Origin of the sequence: Rhodosalinus sp. 5P4 (assembly GCF_041365695.1) — a bacterium.
Lineage (GTDB): Bacteria > Pseudomonadota > Alphaproteobacteria > Rhodobacterales > Rhodobacteraceae > Rhodosalinus.
In genome coordinates, this window is record NZ_JBGFSJ010000005.1 from 177,136 (window position 1) to 195,556 (window position 18,421).

An 18,421-nucleotide genomic window follows, 5' to 3' on the forward strand; every position below is an offset into this window, starting at 1 on the left:
GCGGCGGGCGGCACTCATATCATCTGCTCCGCCTTGGCCGCGCGCGCCTGCTTCTCGAGCTTCTTGCGGTGGCGCTCGGCGAACTCGGGATGCAGGTTGGGCGCACCTTCCCAGATGCCCGCCGTGTCGCCTTCGCCGACACCGTCGAAGAAGGCGCTCATGTGCTCCATGCGGTCCTTGTTCTCCATCGCGGCGCGCATGACCTGCTGAAGCGAGCCGGCGCCCGCGGGCCCCATCAGGGGCCGGGCCGAGATGAGGTTCGTGAAGTAGAGCGACGGGATCGACATCTCCTTGGCCTTCTGCACGACAGGCGTCGTGCCGATGGCGAGGTCGGGCCGGATGGCCTCCATCGCGGCACAGTCGTCCTCGAGGCTCGCGCGGAACTTGACCTTGGCGCCATGCGCCTCGAGCCAGGCGGCGTCCTCCTCGCTCCAGGACGTTTTCGGGCAGGCGGAGCCGACATAGGCAACCTCCGCACCGCTCTCGACCAGAAGCCGCGCCACCAGAAGCTCGCTGCCCTCGTAGCCGGAAAGCGTGATCCGTCCCTCCAGCCGCGCGCCCTCGAGCGCGCCCTTGATGGCTGGGAGCACGGCGTTCTGCGCCTCGGCAATCTTCTCGGCCGGGACGCCATGCGCCTCGCCGATCGCCTTCAGCCAGCTCGCCGTGCCTTCGTAGCCCACGGGCGCCGAGCCCACGATCGGCCGACCGGCCGCCTGAAACTCGCGGATCGCGGCGGTGTAGAAGGGGTGGATCGCCGCGACCACCGCGCCGTCGAGCGCGGCGTAAAGCTCGCGCCACTCGCGGCAGGGCACGACCGGCCCGGCGGCAAGACCCATGGGGTCGAGCATCCGGCCGATCATCATGGGATCGGCGGGGAACATCTCGCCCAGCATCGTCACGGTGGGGCGCGACGCGCGCCCGCCCTCGGGCGCCGCGACCGGCCCGGCCTCGACCTCGGCGCGGGCGTAGTTCAGCATGGCGCCGGCAAGAACATCCTTCGCCTCGGCATGCGTGGGCACGCCGAAGCCCGGCACGTCGATGCCCACGATGCGCACGCCGTTGATCTCGTCCGGCAAGAGCCGCAGCGGCACGCCCGAGGCGGTCGGAACGCAGAGGTTCGTCACCACGATCGCGTCGAAGCGGTCGGGATCGGCCATCTCGTAGACCGCGTCACGGATGTCCTCGAACAGCTTACCCGTGACCAGCGTCTCGGAACTGAAGGGCACGTAGCCAACCGAGCGCCGCGCGCCGTAGAAATGGCTCACGAAGGTCAGGCCATAGACGCAGCAGGCGCTGCCCGACAGCATCGTGGCCACGCGCCGCATCCGAAGACCCACGCGCAGCGAGCCGAAGGCGGGGCACATGCTTTGCGGCTTGTCGTGCGGCCCTTGCGGATAGTCGGCGGCATACTGGTCCAGGATTTCGGACTGGCCGGCCATGCGCGCGGCCTTCTCCATCTCCTGGCCCGAGTGGCAGCCCATCCCGTCGGCCGCACCGGCGGCGGCCGCGCCTTCCGGCGCGGAGGCGGTGCGGGTCTCGCCCCGGATCACCACGGCGTCGGCGGCGTCGTCGTAGCGCACCTCGTCGGTCATGCGGTCCTCCCGTCTTCATCAGGGGCGCCGGCGTGGCGGATGTCGTCGAAAAGCCGGCGAAGCTGTTCGGGCTTGGCCTGCGCCAGCATCCGGCGCAGCGCGGCGAGCTGGGGATCGCGAGCGGGCTCAGGCGTCGTCATAGATCACCTCCAGCGACTCCTTGGTCGCCGTGTACTTGCCACGCATGTCCTCGTCGGTCGCCGGCTCGAGCACGAAGTCGGCGCCGGTGTCCTTGCCCTCGAAAAGGCCGAGCAGCCCGTCCTGGGACAGCGGCGTGGGGTGCGTCGGCGGGGCTCCGGCCACGTTCTCGGCCAGCTCCGCGAAAAGCGCGCCCCACTGGGTCTCGTTGGTGCCCACGATCTCGTAGGAGGCCGATTTGCGGCGCAGGTCGTCGTCCTGCGGGATCGCGGCGAGAATGGGGATTTCAACCTGCTCGGCGAAGGCCTGGGCCTGGCCGGCCCCGTCGTCCTTGTTGACGACCATGCCGGCCACGCCGACATTGCCACCGAGCTTGCGGAAATACTGCACCGCCGAGCAGACGTTGTTGGCCACGTAAAGCGACTGCAGGTCGTTGGAGGCGACCACGATCACCTTCTGCGCCATGTCCCGCGCGATCGGCAGGCCGAAGCCGCCGCAGACGACATCGCCCAGGAAATCGAGCAGCACGTAGTCGAAATCCCAGTCGTGGAAGCCCAGCTTCTCCAGCAGCTCGAAGCCGTGGATGATGCCGCGCCCGCCGCAGCCGCGGCCGACCTCGGGCCCGCCAAGCTCCATCGCGAAGACGCCGCCGCGCTTGAAGCAGACGTCGCCGATCTTCACCTCCTCGCCGGCGAGCTTCTTCGCGGTCGAGGTCTCGATGATCGTGGGGCAGGCCTTGCCGCCGAACAGAAGCGACGTGGTGTCCGACTTGGGATCGCAGCCGATCAGCAGCACGCGCTTGCCTTGCTCGGCCATCATGTGGCTGAGATTGGCCAGCGTGAACGACTTGCCGATGCCGCCCTTGCCGTAGATCGCGATGATCTGGGTGTGTTTGGTCGGCTCCTCCGCGGGAACCTCAAGCGTCGGATCCTCTGCGGCCTCGTCGCGGAGACGCTGATCGAAATCCTTCAGGTTCGGCACTTCGTCCTTCACGCCGCATCCTCCCAGTCCAGAATCATTTTCAGGCATGCCGGATCCTCGAAGGCTGTCCGGTATGCGGTTTCGGCCTCCCGCGCGGGAACGCGGTGAGTGATCAGCCCCGCGAGAGAGAGCGCGCCGCTCTCCACCAGGGCCCGAGTCGCCGCGAGATCCTCGCGCGCCCATTCGGCGGCCACGCGAAGGCGCGCCTCCTTCAGGAAGGCGGGCGGGAAGGCGAAGGAGAGCCCTTCGGGATAGAACCCCGCGAGCACCACCTCGCCGCCTTTCGCCAGGCGTCCGATGAGGTCGTTCAGGATCGCCGCGTTGCCGGACGCGTCGTAGATCGCGCGGTAATCACGCCGCGGATCGTCGTCGGGGTGAATGACCTCGTAGCCCTCGGCGCCCGCGCGCCGGTCCTCGGCGACCTCCCATACGGTGGGAGCGGGGGCGCCCGCCGCGACGGTCAGCCGGGCGAGCAGTCGGCCCAGGACCCCGTGACCGACGACGAGGTCGGGCACCGTCTTGTCGAGGCCGGCCATGGCGTGGCGCGCCGTGGCCGCAAGCGCGAGCAGCGCGCCCTCCGCGCCCCAGCCGGCGTCGATGGGCGTCACCCGGTCGGCCTGCGTGACCAGCGTTCTGGCCGCCCCGCCGAAGAGCCCGAAGGCCCCGTCGAAGCAGTTGGCGCCCGGCACGAAGACGTGCTGGCCGGGCCGGTAACCGGTGGCCGCATCGGCCTCCACGATCTCGCCCGCGGCCTCGTAGCCGGGGACGAGCGGGTAGCCCATGCCCGGAAACGGCGGCATCTGGCCTGTGTAGAAAAGCTTCTCGGTGCCGGTGGAGATGCCCGAATGCCCGATTCGCACGACGAGATCGCCCGCGCCCGGCTCCGCGAGGGGAACCTGGTCCAGATGAAGGTCCCTCGGACCGTTAAGAAGAACAGCAGTCGTATCCATGTTCTCTCTCTCGCCGGCGCCCGCTTGCGAGTCGGCGCCCTATGCGTTCCCGTGTCTTGAGTGTCAGTTTAGCTTTACAGTCTAATCTGTCAATGCCATTGGACGGATTCTTCTGCAACGCCGTCAGCTCCGCCTGACGGCGGAGAGCGCGCCGGTGACGTAAGGGCGCGCGGCGCGCGGCACGCGGATCTCGTCAAATCCCGCCTCGGCGACCATTTCCGCGATACGCGCGGCCGAACGCACCCGCCCGGTCCGCATCGCCATCGTGTAGAAGGCGAAGTAGACGTCGGTGGCGCGGTCCGGCCGGTCGCCGCCCGACATAGGTTCGGCCACGACGAGTGTACCGCCCGGCGGCAACGCGGCATGCGCCTTGGCCAGAAGGTCGCGCACCGTCGCGTCCTCGTGATCGTAGAGCACGCGAATCAGAGAGATCGCATCGGCCCCTTGGGGCAGCGGGGCGTCCCGGAACGAGCCCGGGTGAAAGCGGGTCCGCGCCTCGAGACCGGCGGCAGCCATCTGGCCGCGCGCCTCGTCGATCACTTCGGGCAGGTCGAAGAGCGCGAGCTCGAGCCCTGGATGGCGCGCCGCCGCGGCGCGCAGGAACGCGCCGGTGCCGCCGCCCACGTCGAGAAGCCGCCGAACGCCGCGAAGCGGGACCATGCGAAGGGCGTCCTGCGCCACCAGCCCCTGCGATTGCGTCATGAGGTCGGAATAGGCGCGCGCGGTCGCGGGATGCAGCCCCTCCCGGGCGCCGAAGACATAGGGCCAGACCCGCGCGAGCTCGGTCTCCGCCTCGCCACGCAAGAGCGCCACCGGATCGGCCATGTCGCGGTAAAACGCGCCGTGATGCCGGATCATCGGCACGAGGCCCGGCACGCCGACGAGCGCCGCGCCCCGGGGCCGCACCGCGAAGCGGCCGTCGTGGCGCCGGTGCAGCAGGCCCATCGCCGCCCCGGCCTGCAAGAGCGCCGCCATCCGGTCTTCCGGCACGTCCGCGGCGCGGGCCAGCGCGGCGGGCGCGCGCGGCCCGTCCATCAGCGCGGCGATCACGTCGAGCTCCACCAGCGCGAGCAGGGCCTGGCTCTGCACGAACCCCGAGACGAGATCCATGAGCGCCTCGCCCTCGCGCCGCACGCGGCCGCGCGTGAACGGCAACGCGCTCGCCCAGCGCTGGACGTCCTCGCGCGCGGCGAGCCGGGCGAGCCATGTGCGAAGATCGCCGCGGGGGCGCGAGGCCAGGCGCTCCTGCACCGCGTCGGACATGTCAGGCGAGGTGCCGGACGGCGTCGGGCATGATCCGCTCGGACTGCATGCGAACCATCTGGGCAAGGCGCGCCTCGCCGGGGCAGGACGGGATCGAGGAGATGGCCCCCGCGAGGATGTTGCGCAGCCTGCCGGTGGCGCCGGCCACGCCGAGCTCGGCCACCGCGTTCGGGCGCCCATGCGCCTCGTCCTGTCCCGCGGGCTTGCCCAGCGCGTCAACGTCCATGAGCGCATCGCGCAGGTCGTCGGCCACCTGGAACGCCTCGCCGATGCGGTCGCCCAGCTCGTACCAGGGTTCGGGGTCGTGTCCCGCCGCGATTGCCCCCATCTGGGTCGCGGCGATGAAAAGCGCGCCGGTCTTCGACCGGTGATAGGCGGCGAGATCGACTTTCGCCTCGCTCTCCCAGCCCTGGCCCGCGCAGATCCCGTTCGGCATGCCCGAACACTGCGCCAGCGTGCGCATGAGGCGCACGCCGCGGCGGGGCGCGTCCTCGGCGGCACGGGCGAGCACGTCGAAGGCGAGGATGATGAGGCTGTCGCCGGCAAGAACCGCGAGAGGCTCCGAGTAGGCCCGGTGCACCGACGGCTTGCCGCGGCGCAGTTCGGCATCGTCGAAGCAGGGCAGGTCGTCATGCACGAGGCTGGCGCAATGGATCAGTTCCAGCGCCGCGACGGCGGCATCGGTCACGCCGGGCCGGTCGTCGCCGCAGGCCATCGCCACCGAGGCGAGGATCGTCGGCCGGATGCGCGCCCCGCCCGGCGAGGTCGCGTAATCCAGCGCCTCGGAAAGCTGCGCCGGCGCGACACCGCCCCGGCCGATGGCGATCGCGCGGCACACCGCGTCGTCGATACGCGCGTTCAGATCCATGGGGCGGGCTCCTGCTTTCTGGCTGCGTCTTCATAAACTGACACGTATTGTGTAAATTATTCTGGACACTTCGCAAGCCGGAGTCAACAATCAGGGCATGGCGGCGACGAATTTCAGCGACACGCCCACGATCGTGGTGGGCGCGGGGATAGGAGGGCTGGCCGCCGCGGCGCGGCTGGCCGCAGCCGGCCGGCCCGTCCTCGTGCTGGAGCGGCACGCGGCGCCCGGCGGCAAGATGCGGACCGTGCCCACGGCCTCCGGCCCGGCCGACACCGGCCCCACGGTGCTCACCATGCGGCGCGTCTTCGACGATCTCTTCGCCGCCATGGGCGCGCGTCTGGAGGATCACGTCACCCTGCACCGCCAGCATCTGCTGGCGCGGCATTTCTGGCCCGACGGCGCGACGCTCGACCTCTTCGACAGCGAGACGGAGAGCGCCGCGGCCATCGACGCCTTCGCCGGACCGCGGGCGGCGGACCAGTTCCGTGCCTTCTCCGCCCGGGCGCGGCGCCTTTATCAGGCGTTCGACCGCCCGATGATGCAGACGGCGGAGCCGCGCCTGCCCGACCTCGCGGCGACGGTCCTGCGCCGGCCGCGGCTGATGGCCGACATGGCGCCCCATGCGACCCTCGCGCAGGCCCTGCGCCGCCAGTTCGACGACCCGCGCCTCGCGCAGCTCTTCGGGCGGTTCGCCACCTATGTCGGCGGCTCGCCCTATGCCGCGCCCGCGCTTCTCGCGCTGATCTGGCAGGCGGAGGCCGCCGGGGTCTGGGTGGTCGAGGGCGGCATGCATGCGCTCGCCGCGAAGATCGCGCGGCTTGCCGAAGAATGCGGCGCTCAGTTCCGCTACGAAACCCATGTGGCGCGGATCGAAACCGACGGGGGCCGCGCGGTGGCGGTGTCTCTCGCGGACGGCACACGGCTTCCGGCCGCACAGGTTCTTTTCAACGGCGATCCGCGCGCGCTGGCCACCGGGGCGCTCGGACCCGGCACGGGCAAGGTCGCGCAGGCCGCGGCGCGGGCGCCGCGCTCGCTCTCGGCGCAGGTCTGGGCATTCGCGGCACAGCCGTCCGGGCGCGACCTCGCCCACCACAACGTCTTCTTCTCGGCCGATTACGCGGCCGAGTTCGCCGATCTGCGTGCGGGCCGACCGCCCGCCGACCCCACGCTCTACATCTGCGCGCAGGACCGCGGCCTCGGCCGCGCGCCACCCGCGCAGGAACGCTTCGAGATCATCGTCAACGCGCCGCCCCTGGAGGGCCCGTCGCGCGCCGCCGAGGAGTACGCCCCATGCCTGAAACGCACCTTCGACAAGCTGAACCACATGGGGCTTGCGATGGATCCCCTGCCGGGACCGGAGGCGCTGACGACCCCGGGCGGGTTCGAGAGCCTGTTCCCGGCCTCTCTGGGGGCGCTCTACGGGCAGAGCCCGCACGGGATGACGGCCGCGCTGGGGCGGCCGCGGGCGCGGACGAAAGTGGCGGGGCTCTACCTCGCGGGGGGCGGGGCGCACCCGGGGGCGGGCGTGCCGATGGCGGCCCTCTCCGGGCGGCACGCGGCCGAGGCGATGCTGAGCGACCGAACTTCGACATCGACGTCCCGCCCAACGGCTACGCGTGGTGGTACATCGACGGCATCTCGGACGACGGCCGCCGCGCCGTCTCCGTCATCGGCTTCATAGGCTCGGTCTTCTCGCCCTGGTACCGCTGGTCGGGCCGGCGCGATCCCGAGAACCACGTCTGCATCAACGTGGCCACCTACGGGCCCGGCGGGCGCTTCACCATGACCGACCGGGGCCGCAGCGCGCTTCGCAAGAGCCGCGACAGTTTCCGCGTCGGCCCCTCGGCGATGCACTGGCAAGCGGGCGAACTCGTCATCGACGTGAACGAGATCTCCGCCCCGCCGGTGATCTCGCGGGTGCGGGGACAGATCCGGGTGAAGCCCGCCGCCCTGAGCGACCGCGAACTTCTGCTGACGGAGGACGGCGCCCATGTCTGGCGGCCCTTCGCCCCCAATGCCGGGATCGAGGTCGCGCTGGACGCGCCGGGATGGCAGTGGTCGGGGCACGGCTACTTCGACGCGAATTTCGGCAGCCGGGCGCTGGAGGAGGATTTCGCCTACTGGACCTGGGGGCGCTTCCCGACCCGGAAGGGCGCCACCTGCTTCTACGACGCCACGCGCCTCGACGGCAGCGAGTTGGCGCAGGCGATCCACTTCGACGAGTCCGGCGGGGCGGAACTGGTGGAGCCGCATCCCAAGGCGCCGCTCAAGCGCCCCTTCTGGATGGTCCGCCGCGAGACGCGCGCCGATGCGGGCTACCGGCCGCGGCAGGTGCTCGCCATGCTCGACGCGCCCTTCTACAACCGCTCGGCGGTGCGCACGCGCCTCGACGGGGAAGAGACGGTGGGCGTGCACGAGGCGCTGGACCTCACCCGATTCCGCTCGCCGCTTCTCAAGCCAATGCTCGCCGTCCGGGTCCCGCGCCGCGCCGGCTGGCGCTTTCCGGACTAGCTGGCGAATTCCGGAGGATTGGCGGCGATGTCGGGGTTGCGGCGCCACACCGCGAGATTGAGCGCGGCGGCGATGCTGACCCACACCAGGTAGGGCAGGAAAAGCGCCCCGGCGAGCGGTACGACCTGCCAGAGCGCCGCCATGCAGGCCGCGACCGACAGCCAGAGCGCGCCGAGCACTGCCATGCCGAGCTTGATCCGCCGCAACCCGAAGAAGACCGGCGTCCAGAGGCCGTTGAGCGCGATCTGAAGTCCCCAGAGCGCCATGGCGAGGCCGCTGTCAGGTTCGACCGCGGCAAGGGCCGCGGCGCTCGACATGCAGATGTAAAGCGCGGTCCAGGCGACCGGGAACATCCAGTCCGGCGGGGTCCACCAGGGTTTCGAAAGGTCGCGATACCACGATCCCGGCGGGAAGAGCCCGCCGGTCGACCCCGCGGCAAAGCAGGCCGCGAGGAAAATCGCGAAGAGAACGAAATCCATGCAGGCTAGCTAGCCCGCGGCATCCGCTGCATCAAGGGCCGCGCACGCTCGAGCTCATGCGCCTTCGCGCGCGCGAGCGTCGCGTAAAGCTTGTCCGACCAATCGGCGCGCCGCGTCTCCGGCGCCGCGGCAGCCTCGACCAGGAAGGCCGTCTCCGGCAACGGGCGCGCGTAAAGCAGCGGCGAGACCGGCATCACCATCGTGGCCGAGGCGCGCAGGATGGCGAGGCTCGCCCAGCCGAGTTTCTCCGCGCCGCTCGTCCGGGCCCGCGTGCCGACACTGTCATGCCCTGCGCGCGCGACACGCCCGCCGATCCCCGCGTAGATGTAACGCGCCGCGAAGATGCCCGGCCGCGCCCCGCGCGGAAGGCGCGTTACCCCGGCCTCCGAGCGGGCGTAGAGCGTGTCGGCCTCCCGCAGAAGCCTGCGCACGATGGCGCGAAGCTGCGGGGAGGCGTCCGGGTCGGAGAGGAACGCGTCCGGATCGAGCCCGGCCTCGACGAGCCAGGCGGTGGGCAGGTAAAGCCGCCCCTCGCGCGCGTCCTCGCCGACATCGCGGCAGATGTTCGTGAGCTGCATCGCCACGCCGAGATCGCACGCCCGCGCAAGCGCGCCCCTGTCGCGCACGCCCATCAGCACGCACATCATCGCGCCCACGGCCGACGCGACCCGCGCGGAATAGGCGCAAAGCTCCGAGAAGCTGTCGTATCGCCGCTCCAGCGCGTCCCAGGCAAATCCCTCGAGCAGCGCCTCGGGCAGCGCGCGCGGCATGTCCGTGTCGGCCACCATGGCGGCGAAGGCGCGATCCTCGGGCGCGTTGCGCGGCCGCCCGTCGTAGACGAGCGAAAGGCGCTCCTGCAGGCCGTCCACCGCGGAGGCCTTGGCATCCTGGAGATCCACGGCGTCGTCGGCCAGCCGGCAGAACGCGTAGAGCGCGAGCGCCTTGTCGCGCACGTCGCGCGGCAGAAGCCGCGATGCCGTGTGGAAACTGCGCGACCCGTGCCGTATCGCCCGGGTGCAGTGGTCGAGATCCGCAGGCGCGATCACGCCGTCACCTGCACGGGATCGGGCACGAGCTTGTCCAGCACCTCGGCGGAAGAGACGACGCCCGGCAACCCCGCGCCGGGATGCGTGCCCGCGCCGGCGAGATAGAGGCCCTCGGCCTCCTCGCTCACGTTGTGGGGCCGGAACCACGCGCTTTGAAGGATGCGCGGCTCGATCGAGAACCCGCTGCCCAGGGGCGAGAGGTACCGGTCGCGGAACTCCTCGGGGGTGAAGATCAGTTCTGCGCTCAGGTGATCCTCGAAGCCGGGGATCGTGTCCTGGAGCACCTTCGCGACCTTCGCGCGATAGGCATCGCGCATCGTCGACCAGTCCACCGGATCGGCATGTCCCAGATGCGGGACGGGCGAAAGGACATAGAAGGTGTCGCCGCCCTCGGGTGCCACGGTGGGATCGGTGACCGAGGGTCGGTGCAGGTAGAGGCTCATGTCGTCCGCCAGGTGCCCCTTGAGGAAGATGTCCTTCAGAAGCCCCTCGTAGCGCGGCCCGGAAAGGATCGTGTGGTGTCCCACGTCCTTCCACATCCCCGCGGTGCCCTTCGTGCCGAAATACCAGACGAACAGGCCCATCGACCACCGGCGCGACCCGATCTTGCGGTCGGACCAGCGGCGCTTCGGCGCGTTGCGCAGCAGCCGGGTATAGGTGTGCCCCGCATCGGCGTTCGACACGACGACGGAGGCCGGCAGCGTCTCGCCGTCGGTCAGGCGCACGCCCGCGGCGCGACCATCCCGGACGAGGATCTCGTCGGCTTCGGCGCCGTGGCGGATCAGCCCGCCCTGTTCCGTCACCACCTTGGCCATCGCGTCGGCGATCGCCTGGACGCCCCCGATCGCGTAATGCACGCCGAACTGCTTCTCGAGGTGGCTCACGAGCGCGTACATCGAGGTCACGTGCATCGGATCGCCGCCGATGAAGAGGGGATGGAACGACAGCGCCATGCGCAACCGCTCGTCCTTCACCCGCTTGCGGGCGAGGCCCAGGATCGACTGGTCCGCCCGAAGCAGCGCGAATTCCGGCAGCACCTTCACCGTGTCCCAGAGCCGGTGCATGGGTTCGGCGACCATACCCTCGAAACCGACGACGTAACGGCGCTCCGCATCCTTGAGGAATTTCCGGTAGCCGGGCACGTCGTCGGGCGAGAGGCGGCGCACCTCTTCCACCATCGCCTCGGTGGATTGGCGCGCGGTGAAATGCGACCCGTCCGGCCAGCGGATCTCGTAGAAGGGATCGAGCGGGCGCAGGTCCACGTCGGCGTGGAAATCGCGCCCGCAGGCCGCCCAGAGCTTTTCCAGGACCTGCGGCACCGTCACGATGGTCGGGCCGAGATCGAAGCGATGACCCTCCTGCGTGATGGAGGATCCGCGCCCCCCGGCGCGGTCGAGGCGATCTATGACGGTGACGCGGTAGCCGCGCGCGCCGAGCCGCATCGCGGAGGCGAGCCCCCCGAGTCCGGCGCCGACGACGATGGCGGATGGGGCGGCGGGCGTGGCGCCGGCGACGAGGTTCGGATCGAGGCGTGTCAACATGCCTGTATGCTACTACTGTCCATTTTACTTTACAACCAGAACCGCAGGTCGGGGCGGGCTCTTTTCAGGCCCCGCAATCCGTGTCAGAAACATCTGACACCCAAGCCGGAGGGGATGCCATCCAGACCGTCAGCCTCAGCTTTTTCCGCTTTGCCCCGGGCTTCGACAGGGTCTGGGCGTTCACCCAGATGGGGGCCGCGCGCTGGGCGATGTCGCGCCTGCCCGGTCTGGGCTTCTGGAAGCTTTGCGGCTCGGGCACGGGCGAGGGCTTCACCCCGCGCCCCAACTGGGGCGTCTACGCCATTCTCGCCACCTGGCCCGACCTTGAGGCCGCCGAGAGGCAGACCGCCGAGGCGCCCGTCTTCCGCCGCTACCACGACCACGCGGAGGAGGCGATGACCGTCTTCCTCTCGACCACCTCGGTGCGCGGGCGCTGGTCGGGCCGCGAACCCTTCGAGGTGACGGAGGCGGCCCGCCCCGGCCCGGTCGCGGCCCTCACCCGCGCGACGATCCGGCCCACGAGGGCGCGCGCGTTCTGGGGCGCGGGGCCCGACATCAGCGACGTCATCGGCGCCGACCCCAACGTGCGCTTCAAGATCGGCATCGGCGAGGTGCCGTGGCTGCGCCAGGTGACCTTCTCGATCTGGCCGGACACCTCGGCCATGGCCCGCTTCGCCCGGGGCGACGGGCCGCACGGCCGCGCCATCCGCGCCGTGCGCGAGGGCGGCTGGTTCAGCGAGGAACTCTACGCACGCTTCCGCGTCCGGTCGGTCCGTGGCACATGGGAAGGCCGGAACCCCGTCGCAGACCTGGAGATCGCCGCATGACCGCCCCGTTCCCGTTTTCAGCCATCGTCGGACAGGAACAGATGAAGCTCGCCATGATCCTGACCGCGATCGAGCCGGGGCTCGGCGGCGTCCTGGTCTTCGGCGACAGGGGCACGGGGAAATCCACCGCCGTGCGGGCGCTCGCCGCGCTGCTGCCGCCGATTCGCGTGGTGCAGGGCTGCCCGGTGAACGCCGAGGCCCCAGAGCAGGTGCCCGACTGGGCGCTGGGCGTGGGCAGCGAGATCGTGGAAAAACCGACGCCCGTCGTCGACCTTCCCCTCGGCGTGACCGAGGACCGCGTGACCGGCGCGCTCGACATCGAACGCGCGCTCACCAGCGGCGAGAAGGTGTTCCAGCCCGGCCTGCTCGCCCAGGCGAATCGCGGCTACCTCTACATCGACGAGGTGAACCTTCTGGAGGATCACATCGTCGATCTTCTCCTCGACGTGGCGCAATCGGGCCAGAACGTGGTGGAGCGCGAGGGCCTGTCGGTCCGCCATCCGGCGCGCTTCGTGCTGGTGGGCTCGGGCAACCCCGAGGAAGGCGAGTTGCGCCCCCAGCTGCTGGACCGGTTCGGCCTTTCGGTCGAGGTCGCCTCTCCGACCGACATCGAGGACCGGATCGAGGTGGTGCGCCGGCGCGACGCCTTCGAGACCCGCCACGATGCCTTCATGGCGCACTGGCAGGCCGAGGACGCCAAGGTGCGCGAGCGGATCCTCGACGCGCGGTCACGCCTGCGCGAGGTGGCGACCCCGGACGACAGCCTGCGCGACTGCGCATCGCTTTGCGTGGCGCTCGGCGCCGACGGGCTGCGGGGCGAGCTGACGCTGCTGCGCGCGGGCCGGGCGCTGGCCGCCTATGAGGGCGCCGACGAGCTGGCGCGGCCGCATCTGCGCCGTGTCGCGCCGATCGCGCTCTCCCACCGGCTGCGCCGCGATCCGCTGGACGAGGCCGGCTCGGGCACGCGCGTGGCCCGGGTGGTCGAGGAGATCCTCGCGTGACGGACGGCCGGGCGCGGTGGGAGCGGGCGCTCCATGCGCTCGCGCTTCTCGCGGTGGATCCGGCCGGGCTTCGGGGCATGGTGGTGCGCGCCCGCGTCGGCCCGGTGCGGCGCGCCTTCGAGGACCACGTCGCCGGCCTTTCGGGAGAGGCTCACCGCATCCATCCCGAAACCGGCGATGCCGAGCTTTTCGGCGGCCTCGACGTCGCGGCGACCCTCGCCGCCGGGCGGCCCGTGGTGCAAGGGGGGCTCGCCCAGCGCCCCGGCCGGATCGTGCTGCCGATGGCGGAACGCTGCCCGCCCGATCTTGCCGCGCGGCTGGCGCAGATCCTCGACGCAAGCCCGGGACACGCGCTCATCCTGCTCGACGAGGGCGCCGAGCCCGACGAGCGCGCGCCGAAACCGCTTGCCGAGCGGCTGGCGTTCCGCGTCGACCTGGAGGGGATCGGCAGGCTGGAGGCCCGCGGCGACATGCCCGGCGCGGCAGCGATCGCGGCGGCGCGTGCCCGTCTTCCCGAGCTCGCCACCACGGACGAGCACGCCGCCGCCCTGACCGCGCTTGCCGCGCGCTTCGGGATCGACAGCCTGCGCGCGCCCCTCCTCGCCTTGCGCGCCGCGCGCGCAGAGGCCGCGCTCGCCGGGCGCGACGCGATCTCGGACGATGACCTGCGAAACGCCGCCGAACTCGTCTACCCCGCCCGCGCGACGATGCTGCCCCAAGAGGAGGAAGAAGAGGAGGAGCCACCGCCTCCCGACCCCGATCCGCCGGAGACGGAGGACGGCGAGGACAGGCCCGACGGGGAAGACGAGGGCGCGGAGATCCCGTCAGAACTTCTGGTCGAGGCCGTATCGGCGTTCGTGCCGCGCGACCTGCTCGCGCGGCTCGCCGAGGAAAAGGCCACGCGGCGCGCCATGGGCGGCGCGGGCGCCGGGGCGAAGCGCAAGGGCAACCGGCGCGGCCGACCCCTGCCCTCGCGCCCCGGCCGCCCCGGCGGGCCTGACCGGGTCGATCTCGTCGCGACGCTGCGCGCCGCCGCGCCCTGGCAGACCATCCGCCGGCGACAGCAGCCCGACGCGGGGCGCGTGCTCGTCCATGCCTCCGACGTCCGCCTGCGCCGTTACGAGGACCGCTCGGACCGCCTGCTGATCTTCGCCGTGGACGCGTCGGGATCGCTTGCCATGGCGCGGCTCGGCGAGGCGAAGGGCGCGGTGGAGATCCTTCTGGCAGAGGCCTATGCCCGGCGCGACCACGTCGCGCTGGTGGCGTTTCGCGGCACGGGGGCGGAGCTTCTCCTGCCGCCCACCCGCTCGCTCGTGCAGACCAAGCGCCGCCTCGCCGCGCTGCCGGGCGGCGGCGGTACGCCGCTGGCCGCGGGGCTCGAGGCGGCGACGCGGCTTGCCGTGCAATCCGGCGGGCGCGGTCTCAGCCCGAAGATCGCGCTTCTGACCGATGGGCGCGCCAATGTCGGGCTCGACGGGACCGGCGGGCGCGCACAGGCGGCCGAGGATGCCGGGCGCATGGCCGACACGCTGCGCGCGCAGGGGATCGGCGCGATCGTCATCGACACGGCGACCCGCCCGGGGCAGGAGGGGCGAAACCTGTCCGACCGGCTTGGCGGCGTCTACCTGGCCCTGCCGCGCGCCGACGCGCGGCGGCTGTCCGGCGCCATCTCGCAGGCGCTGGGGGACTGAGCCGCATGGACTGGGCACGCGACCTTCCGGGCTGGCCGAACGCCGACATGTCCCGCCGCGCCGCCGTGGCGCCGCATCGCTGGCACGTGCAGGAGGCGGGCGCGGGCGAGACGCTCCTGCTGATCCACGGCGCGGGCGGGTCGACCCACAGCTTCCGCGACCTTCTGCCGATCCTCGCGGCCGACCGGCACGTCGTCGCGCTCGACATGCCCGGGCAGGGCTTCACGCGGGCCGGCACGAAATCGCGCTGCTCCCTGCCGCTGATGACGACGGATATCGCCGCGCTCGTGGCCGCGGAGGGCTGGCAGCCGCGGGCCATCATCGGCCATTCCGCCGGCGCGGCCATCGCGCTCGCGCTTGCCGAGCGGCTGACGCCCGCGCCCGACGTCATCGGGATCAACGCCGCGCTGGGAAATTTCGAAGGCGTGGCCGGATGGCTTTTCCCCGCGCTCGCGAAACTGCTCGCGCTCAACCCGTTCACCGCAAGCGCCTTCACGCTTGGCGGCGCCAGCCCCGCCCGCGTCCGGCGGCTCATCGGCTCGACGGGGTCCGAGCTCGACGAGACGGGGCTGGCGCTCTATGCCCGCCTCATGGGCGACCGCGACCACGTCGACGCGACGCTGAAGATGATGGCGCAATGGAGCATCGATCCGCTCATCGGGCGGCTTCCGGACCTCGCGGCGCGCACGCTTTTCATCACCGGCGATCGCGACCGCGCGGTGCCGCCCTCGGTGTCCGACCGGGCGGCCGCGCGGCTGCCCGATGCGCGCGTCGTCCACCTGCCGGGCCTCGGCCACCTCGCGCATGAGGAAAACCCGGCGGCGGTGGCCGCGGAGATCGAGGGGTTCCTCGCCGGCCGGCCCGCAGGGCTTGCGGCGGAGCGCGGCTCGGCATAGCTCCGAACTGCCGCCGTGCCGGAGACCATCGCCCAATGAGCCCCCCGCCCTCCTCGACCGCCGCCAGCGCCACCGCGCGCCGCGTCATATCGGTGGAGGCCGACGCGCTCGCGCGGCTCGCGGCGGAGTTGCCGGAGGCGTTCGACGCCGCGGTGGCGGCGATCCTCGCCGCGCAGGGCCGCGTGATCGTGTCGGGCATCGGCAAGTCGGGGCATGTGGGCCACAAGATCGCTGCCACGCTCGCCTCCACCGGGACGCCCGCGCTCTTCGTCCACCCGTCCGAGGCGAGCCACGGCGATCTCGGCATGATCGCGCAGGGCGACGTCTGCCTGCTGCTGTCCAATTCCGGCGAGACGGCGGAACTGCGCGATACCCTCGCCTATGTGCGGCGGTTCTCGATCCCGCTCGTCGCCATTTCCTCGCGTGCCGACAGCACGCTCATGGGCGCCGCCGACCATGCGCTCCTGCTGCCCGACGCGCCGGAGGCCTGCGCCATCGGCATGGCGCCCACCACCTCCACCACCATGGCCATGGCGCTCGGCGACGCGCTCGCCGTCGCGCTGATGGAGGCGCGCGGCTTCCGGGCCGAGGATTTCCGCATGTTCCACCCGGGCGGCAAGCTCGGCGCGCAGCTCGCGCGTGTCGACCAGCTGATGCACGGCGCCGCGGCCGTGCCGGCCGTCGCGCCCGATGCGCCCATGTCCGAGACGCTGCTGGCCATGACCTCGGGCGGGTTCGGGATCGCCGCCGTGCTCGACACCGACCGCCGCGTGAGCGGCGTCATCACCGACGGCGACCTGCGCCGCAGCATGGACGGGCTGATGTCGCGGACCGCCGGAGAGGTCGCCACGCCGGACCCGGTGACGGTCGCGCCCGACATGCTGGCCGCAGAGGCGCTGGCGCTGATGAACGCGCGCAAGATCACCGTTCTTCTCGTGGCGGACGCGGCGCGGCATCCGCTGGGCGTGCTGCACATCCACGATCTTCTGCGCGCGGGCGTGGCATGAGCGTGGCGATCCTGATCCCCGCGCGCTACGCCTCCACGCGCTATCCCGGCAAGCCGTTGGCCGAGATCGCGCTGCCCGACGGCACCCGCAAAAGCCTCATCCGCCTGTCCTGGGAGGCGGCGCAGGCCGTGCCCGGCATCGACGCGGTTCATGTGCTCACCGACGACGCGCGCATCCGCAACGCGGCCCTGGGTTTCGGCGCCTCCGTGGTGATGACATCGCCCGATTGCCGCAACGGCACCGAGCGCTGCGCCGAAGCGGCCGAGCGCATCGGCGCGGAGATCGTCGTGAACCTGCAGGGCGACGCGCCGCTGACGCCGCCCTGGTTCGTCGAGGCGCTCGTGGCCGAGATGCGCGCCGCGCCCGGGGTGCAGGTGGCCACGCCCGTGCTGCGCTGCGACGCGACCACCTACGCGCACTTCACCGAGGATCGCCGCCAGGGCCGGGTGGGCGGCACGACGGCCGTCTTCGACGTGCATGGCGACGCGCTTTACTTCTCGAAGGAAGTGATTCCCTGGCTCGATTCGGCGAAGATCGCGGGCGCGCCGCCGGTCTGGCATCACATCGGCGTCTACGCCTACCGGCAGGCGGCGCTTTCGGCCTATCGCGCCTGGCCCGTGGGGCGGCTCGAAGGGCTGGAGGGGCTGGAGCAGTTGCGCTTTCTAGAGCATGGGCAGAAAATCCGCTGCGTGGAGGTCGAGGCGCATGGCCGCGTCTTCTGGGAACTCAACAATCCCGCCGACATCCCCCGGATTGAGGCGGCGCTGAGAGAGATGGCATGACCCGCATCGTCACCGCAGGCGACATCGAGATCGGGGGCGACCGGCCCGTCGCGCTCATCACCGGGCCCTGCCAGCTCGAAAGCCTCGACCATGCCCGGATGATGGCCGAGCGCATCGCAGAGGCCTGCGCGCCCACCGGGACGCGCTTCGTCTTCAAGGCGAGCTACGACAAGGCGAACCGGTCGTCCCTCGGCACGGCGCGCGGCCTCGGCATGGAGGCGGGGCTCGAGATCCTCGGCCGCATCCGCGAGGAATTCGGCGTTCCGATCCTGACCGACGTGCATGAGCCCGGGCATTGCGCGCCCGCCGCCGAGGTCTGCGACGTGCTCCAGATCCCGGCCTTCCTCTGCCGCCAGACCGACCTCCTGCTGGCCGCCGGAGAGACGGGACGCGCGGTCAACGTGAAGAAGGGCCAGTTCCTCGCGCCCTGGGACATGGCCAACGTCGCGGCCAAGATCGCCTCCACTGGTAACGAGCGCATCCTGCTCTGCGAGCGCGGCACGAGCTTCGGCTACAACACGCTTGTCACCGATTTCCGCGCGCTGCCGATCATGGCGCGGACGGGCTACCCGGTGGTCTTCGACGCCACCCATTCGGTGCAGCAGCCCGGCGGGCAGGGCGCCACGAGCGGTGGCCAGCGCGAGTTCGCGCCGGTGCTCGCCCGCGCCGCCTGTGCCGTGGGCGTCTCGGCGGTGTTCCTCGAGACCCACCAGGACCCCGACAACGCGCCCTCGGACGGGCCGAACATGATCCCGGTGGACGACCTCGCCCCCATCATCGCCCGCCTGCGCGCCTTCGACGCGCTGGCCAAGGAGGGCGCGGTCTGACCGCGACACAAAGACATCCAA

General features: G+C 71.5%; 18 protein-coding genes. 9 read left to right on the forward strand and 9 right to left on the reverse strand.

Annotated features, from left to right (window positions below):
* Nucleotides 1-14: 14 nt before the first annotated feature.
* From bchY to AB6A69_RS11270, 6 genes are all read right to left on the reverse strand, one after another.
* Nucleotides 15-1,592 carry a chlorophyllide a reductase subunit Y gene (bchY, locus tag AB6A69_RS11245; protein ID WP_371060828.1) on the reverse strand — a complete coding sequence of 526 codons (1,578 nt, stop codon included), beginning with the start codon at nt 1,590-1,592 and terminating at the stop codon, nt 15-17.
* Nucleotides 1,589-1,732 (reverse strand): hypothetical protein, encoded by a 144-nt coding sequence (locus AB6A69_RS11250; protein ID WP_371038773.1) that lies wholly within the window; start codon nt 1,730-1,732, stop codon nt 1,589-1,591. Before AB6A69_RS11250 ends, bchY begins: the two co-directional genes overlap by 4 nt.
* On the reverse strand, nt 1,719-2,723 hold the full coding sequence (locus tag AB6A69_RS11255; RefSeq protein ID WP_371038774.1) for a chlorophyllide a reductase iron protein subunit X: 1,005 nt from the start codon (nt 2,721-2,723) through the stop codon (nt 1,719-1,721). Before AB6A69_RS11255 ends, AB6A69_RS11250 begins: the two co-directional genes overlap by 14 nt.
* Nucleotides 2,720-3,661, reverse strand: a complete 942-nt coding sequence (bchC, locus tag AB6A69_RS11260; RefSeq protein ID WP_371055542.1) for a chlorophyll synthesis pathway protein BchC — start codon at nt 3,659-3,661, stop codon at nt 2,720-2,722. Before bchC ends, AB6A69_RS11255 begins: the two co-directional genes overlap by 4 nt.
* A gap of 123 nt (nt 3,662-3,784) precedes the next feature.
* The gene (locus AB6A69_RS11265) at nt 3,785-4,924 is read right to left on the reverse strand and encodes a methyltransferase (RefSeq protein ID WP_371060829.1); all 1,140 of its coding nucleotides are present in this window, start codon (nt 4,922-4,924) and stop codon (nt 3,785-3,787) included.
* Between the two features lies 1 nt (nt 4,925).
* Complete coding sequence (locus AB6A69_RS11270) at nt 4,926-5,792, reverse strand: polyprenyl synthetase family protein (protein ID WP_371060830.1); 867 nt, start codon at nt 5,790-5,792, stop codon at nt 4,926-4,928.
* A gap of 97 nt (nt 5,793-5,889) precedes the next feature.
* On the opposite strand from AB6A69_RS11270, the gene crtD reads away from it, so the two are divergent.
* Nucleotides 5,890-7,473: a 1-hydroxycarotenoid 3,4-desaturase CrtD gene (gene crtD / locus AB6A69_RS11275; RefSeq protein ID WP_371060831.1), complete on the forward strand. Its 1,584-nt coding sequence runs from the start codon at nt 5,890-5,892 to the stop codon at nt 7,471-7,473.
* Entirely contained in the window at nt 7,428-8,303 is an 876-nt protein-coding gene (gene crtC / locus AB6A69_RS11280; RefSeq protein ID WP_371038790.1) for a carotenoid 1,2-hydratase, read from the forward strand. The genes crtD and crtC overlap by 46 nt, the downstream gene beginning before the upstream one ends.
* Here crtC and AB6A69_RS11285 read toward each other — a convergent pair.
* The 3 genes from AB6A69_RS11285 to AB6A69_RS11295 are packed head-to-tail and all read right to left on the reverse strand — an operon-like array spanning nt 8,300 to nt 11,369.
* Entirely contained in the window at nt 8,300-8,782 is a 483-nt protein-coding gene (locus tag AB6A69_RS11285; protein ID WP_371060832.1) for a TspO/MBR family protein, read from the reverse strand. The two genes, crtC and AB6A69_RS11285, sit on opposite strands and share 4 nt — an antisense overlap.
* A 5-nt stretch (nt 8,783-8,787) precedes the next feature.
* The gene (crtB, locus tag AB6A69_RS11290; protein WP_371060833.1) at nt 8,788-9,828 is read right to left on the reverse strand and encodes a 15-cis-phytoene synthase; all 1,041 of its coding nucleotides are present in this window, start codon (nt 9,826-9,828) and stop codon (nt 8,788-8,790) included.
* The gene (locus AB6A69_RS11295) at nt 9,825-11,369 is read right to left on the reverse strand and encodes a phytoene desaturase (protein WP_371060834.1); all 1,545 of its coding nucleotides are present in this window, start codon (nt 11,367-11,369) and stop codon (nt 9,825-9,827) included. Before AB6A69_RS11295 ends, crtB begins: the two co-directional genes overlap by 4 nt.
* A gap of 80 nt (nt 11,370-11,449) precedes the next feature.
* Here AB6A69_RS11295 and crtA point away from each other — a divergent pair, with 80 nt between their 5' ends.
* The 7 genes from crtA to kdsA are packed head-to-tail and all read left to right on the forward strand — an operon-like array spanning nt 11,450 to nt 18,400.
* Nucleotides 11,450-12,196, forward strand: coding sequence for a spheroidene monooxygenase (gene crtA / locus AB6A69_RS11300; RefSeq protein ID WP_371060835.1), 747 nt, complete (start codon nt 11,450-11,452; stop codon nt 12,194-12,196).
* Nucleotides 12,193-13,197 (forward strand): magnesium chelatase ATPase subunit I, encoded by a 1,005-nt coding sequence (bchI, locus tag AB6A69_RS11305; protein WP_371060836.1) that lies wholly within the window; start codon nt 12,193-12,195, stop codon nt 13,195-13,197. Before crtA ends, bchI begins: the two co-directional genes overlap by 4 nt.
* Nucleotides 13,194-14,888, forward strand: a complete 1,695-nt coding sequence (locus AB6A69_RS11310; protein ID WP_371060837.1) for a magnesium chelatase subunit D — start codon at nt 13,194-13,196, stop codon at nt 14,886-14,888. Before bchI ends, AB6A69_RS11310 begins: the two co-directional genes overlap by 4 nt.
* Nucleotides 14,889-14,893: 5 nt before the next feature.
* Nucleotides 14,894-15,784, forward strand: a complete 891-nt coding sequence (gene bchO / locus AB6A69_RS11315; protein WP_371060838.1) for an alpha/beta fold hydrolase BchO — start codon at nt 14,894-14,896, stop codon at nt 15,782-15,784.
* A 35-nt stretch (nt 15,785-15,819) separates the two neighbouring features.
* On the forward strand, nt 15,820-16,791 hold the full coding sequence (locus AB6A69_RS11320) for an SIS domain-containing protein (protein ID WP_371039396.1): 972 nt from the start codon (nt 15,820-15,822) through the stop codon (nt 16,789-16,791).
* Nucleotides 16,788-17,573: a 3-deoxy-manno-octulosonate cytidylyltransferase gene (locus tag AB6A69_RS11325; protein ID WP_371060839.1), complete on the forward strand. Its 786-nt coding sequence runs from the start codon at nt 16,788-16,790 to the stop codon at nt 17,571-17,573. The genes AB6A69_RS11320 and AB6A69_RS11325 overlap by 4 nt, the downstream gene beginning before the upstream one ends.
* Entirely contained in the window at nt 17,570-18,400 is an 831-nt protein-coding gene (gene kdsA, locus AB6A69_RS11330; RefSeq protein WP_371060840.1) for a 3-deoxy-8-phosphooctulonate synthase, read from the forward strand. Before AB6A69_RS11325 ends, kdsA begins: the two co-directional genes overlap by 4 nt.
* The last annotated feature ends 21 nt before the right edge of the window (nt 18,401-18,421 follow it).

What these genes read in the sequence shown, in the direction of transcription:
- bchY (WP_371060828.1), bottom strand. Translation starts at nt 1,592, where the DNA reads ATGACCGACGAGGTGCGCTACGACGACGCCGCCGACGCCGTGGTGATC.
- AB6A69_RS11250 (WP_371038773.1), bottom strand. Translation starts at nt 1,732, where the DNA reads ATGACGACGCCTGAGCCCGCTCGCGATCCCCAGCTCGCCGCGCTGCGC.
- bchC (WP_371055542.1), bottom strand. Translation starts at nt 3,661, where the DNA reads ATGGATACGACTGCTGTTCTTCTTAACGGTCCGAGGGACCTTCATCTG.
- AB6A69_RS11265 (WP_371060829.1), bottom strand. Translation starts at nt 4,924, where the DNA reads ATGTCCGACGCGGTGCAGGAGCGCCTGGCCTCGCGCCCCCGCGGCGAT.
- AB6A69_RS11270 (WP_371060830.1), bottom strand. Translation starts at nt 5,792, where the DNA reads ATGGATCTGAACGCGCGTATCGACGACGCGGTGTGCCGCGCGATCGCC.
- crtD (WP_371060831.1), top strand. Translation starts at nt 5,890, where the DNA reads ATGGCGGCGACGAATTTCAGCGACACGCCCACGATCGTGGTGGGCGCG.
- AB6A69_RS11285 (WP_371060832.1), bottom strand. Translation starts at nt 8,782, where the DNA reads ATGGATTTCGTTCTCTTCGCGATTTTCCTCGCGGCCTGCTTTGCCGCG.
- AB6A69_RS11295 (WP_371060834.1), bottom strand. Translation starts at nt 11,369, where the DNA reads ATGTTGACACGCCTCGATCCGAACCTCGTCGCCGGCGCCACGCCCGCC.
- bchI (WP_371060836.1), top strand. Translation starts at nt 12,193, where the DNA reads ATGACCGCCCCGTTCCCGTTTTCAGCCATCGTCGGACAGGAACAGATG.
- bchO (WP_371060838.1), top strand. Translation starts at nt 14,894, where the DNA reads ATGGACTGGGCACGCGACCTTCCGGGCTGGCCGAACGCCGACATGTCC.
- AB6A69_RS11320 (WP_371039396.1), top strand. Translation starts at nt 15,820, where the DNA reads ATGAGCCCCCCGCCCTCCTCGACCGCCGCCAGCGCCACCGCGCGCCGC.
- AB6A69_RS11325 (WP_371060839.1), top strand. Translation starts at nt 16,788, where the DNA reads ATGAGCGTGGCGATCCTGATCCCCGCGCGCTACGCCTCCACGCGCTAT.
- kdsA (WP_371060840.1), top strand. Translation starts at nt 17,570, where the DNA reads ATGACCCGCATCGTCACCGCAGGCGACATCGAGATCGGGGGCGACCGG.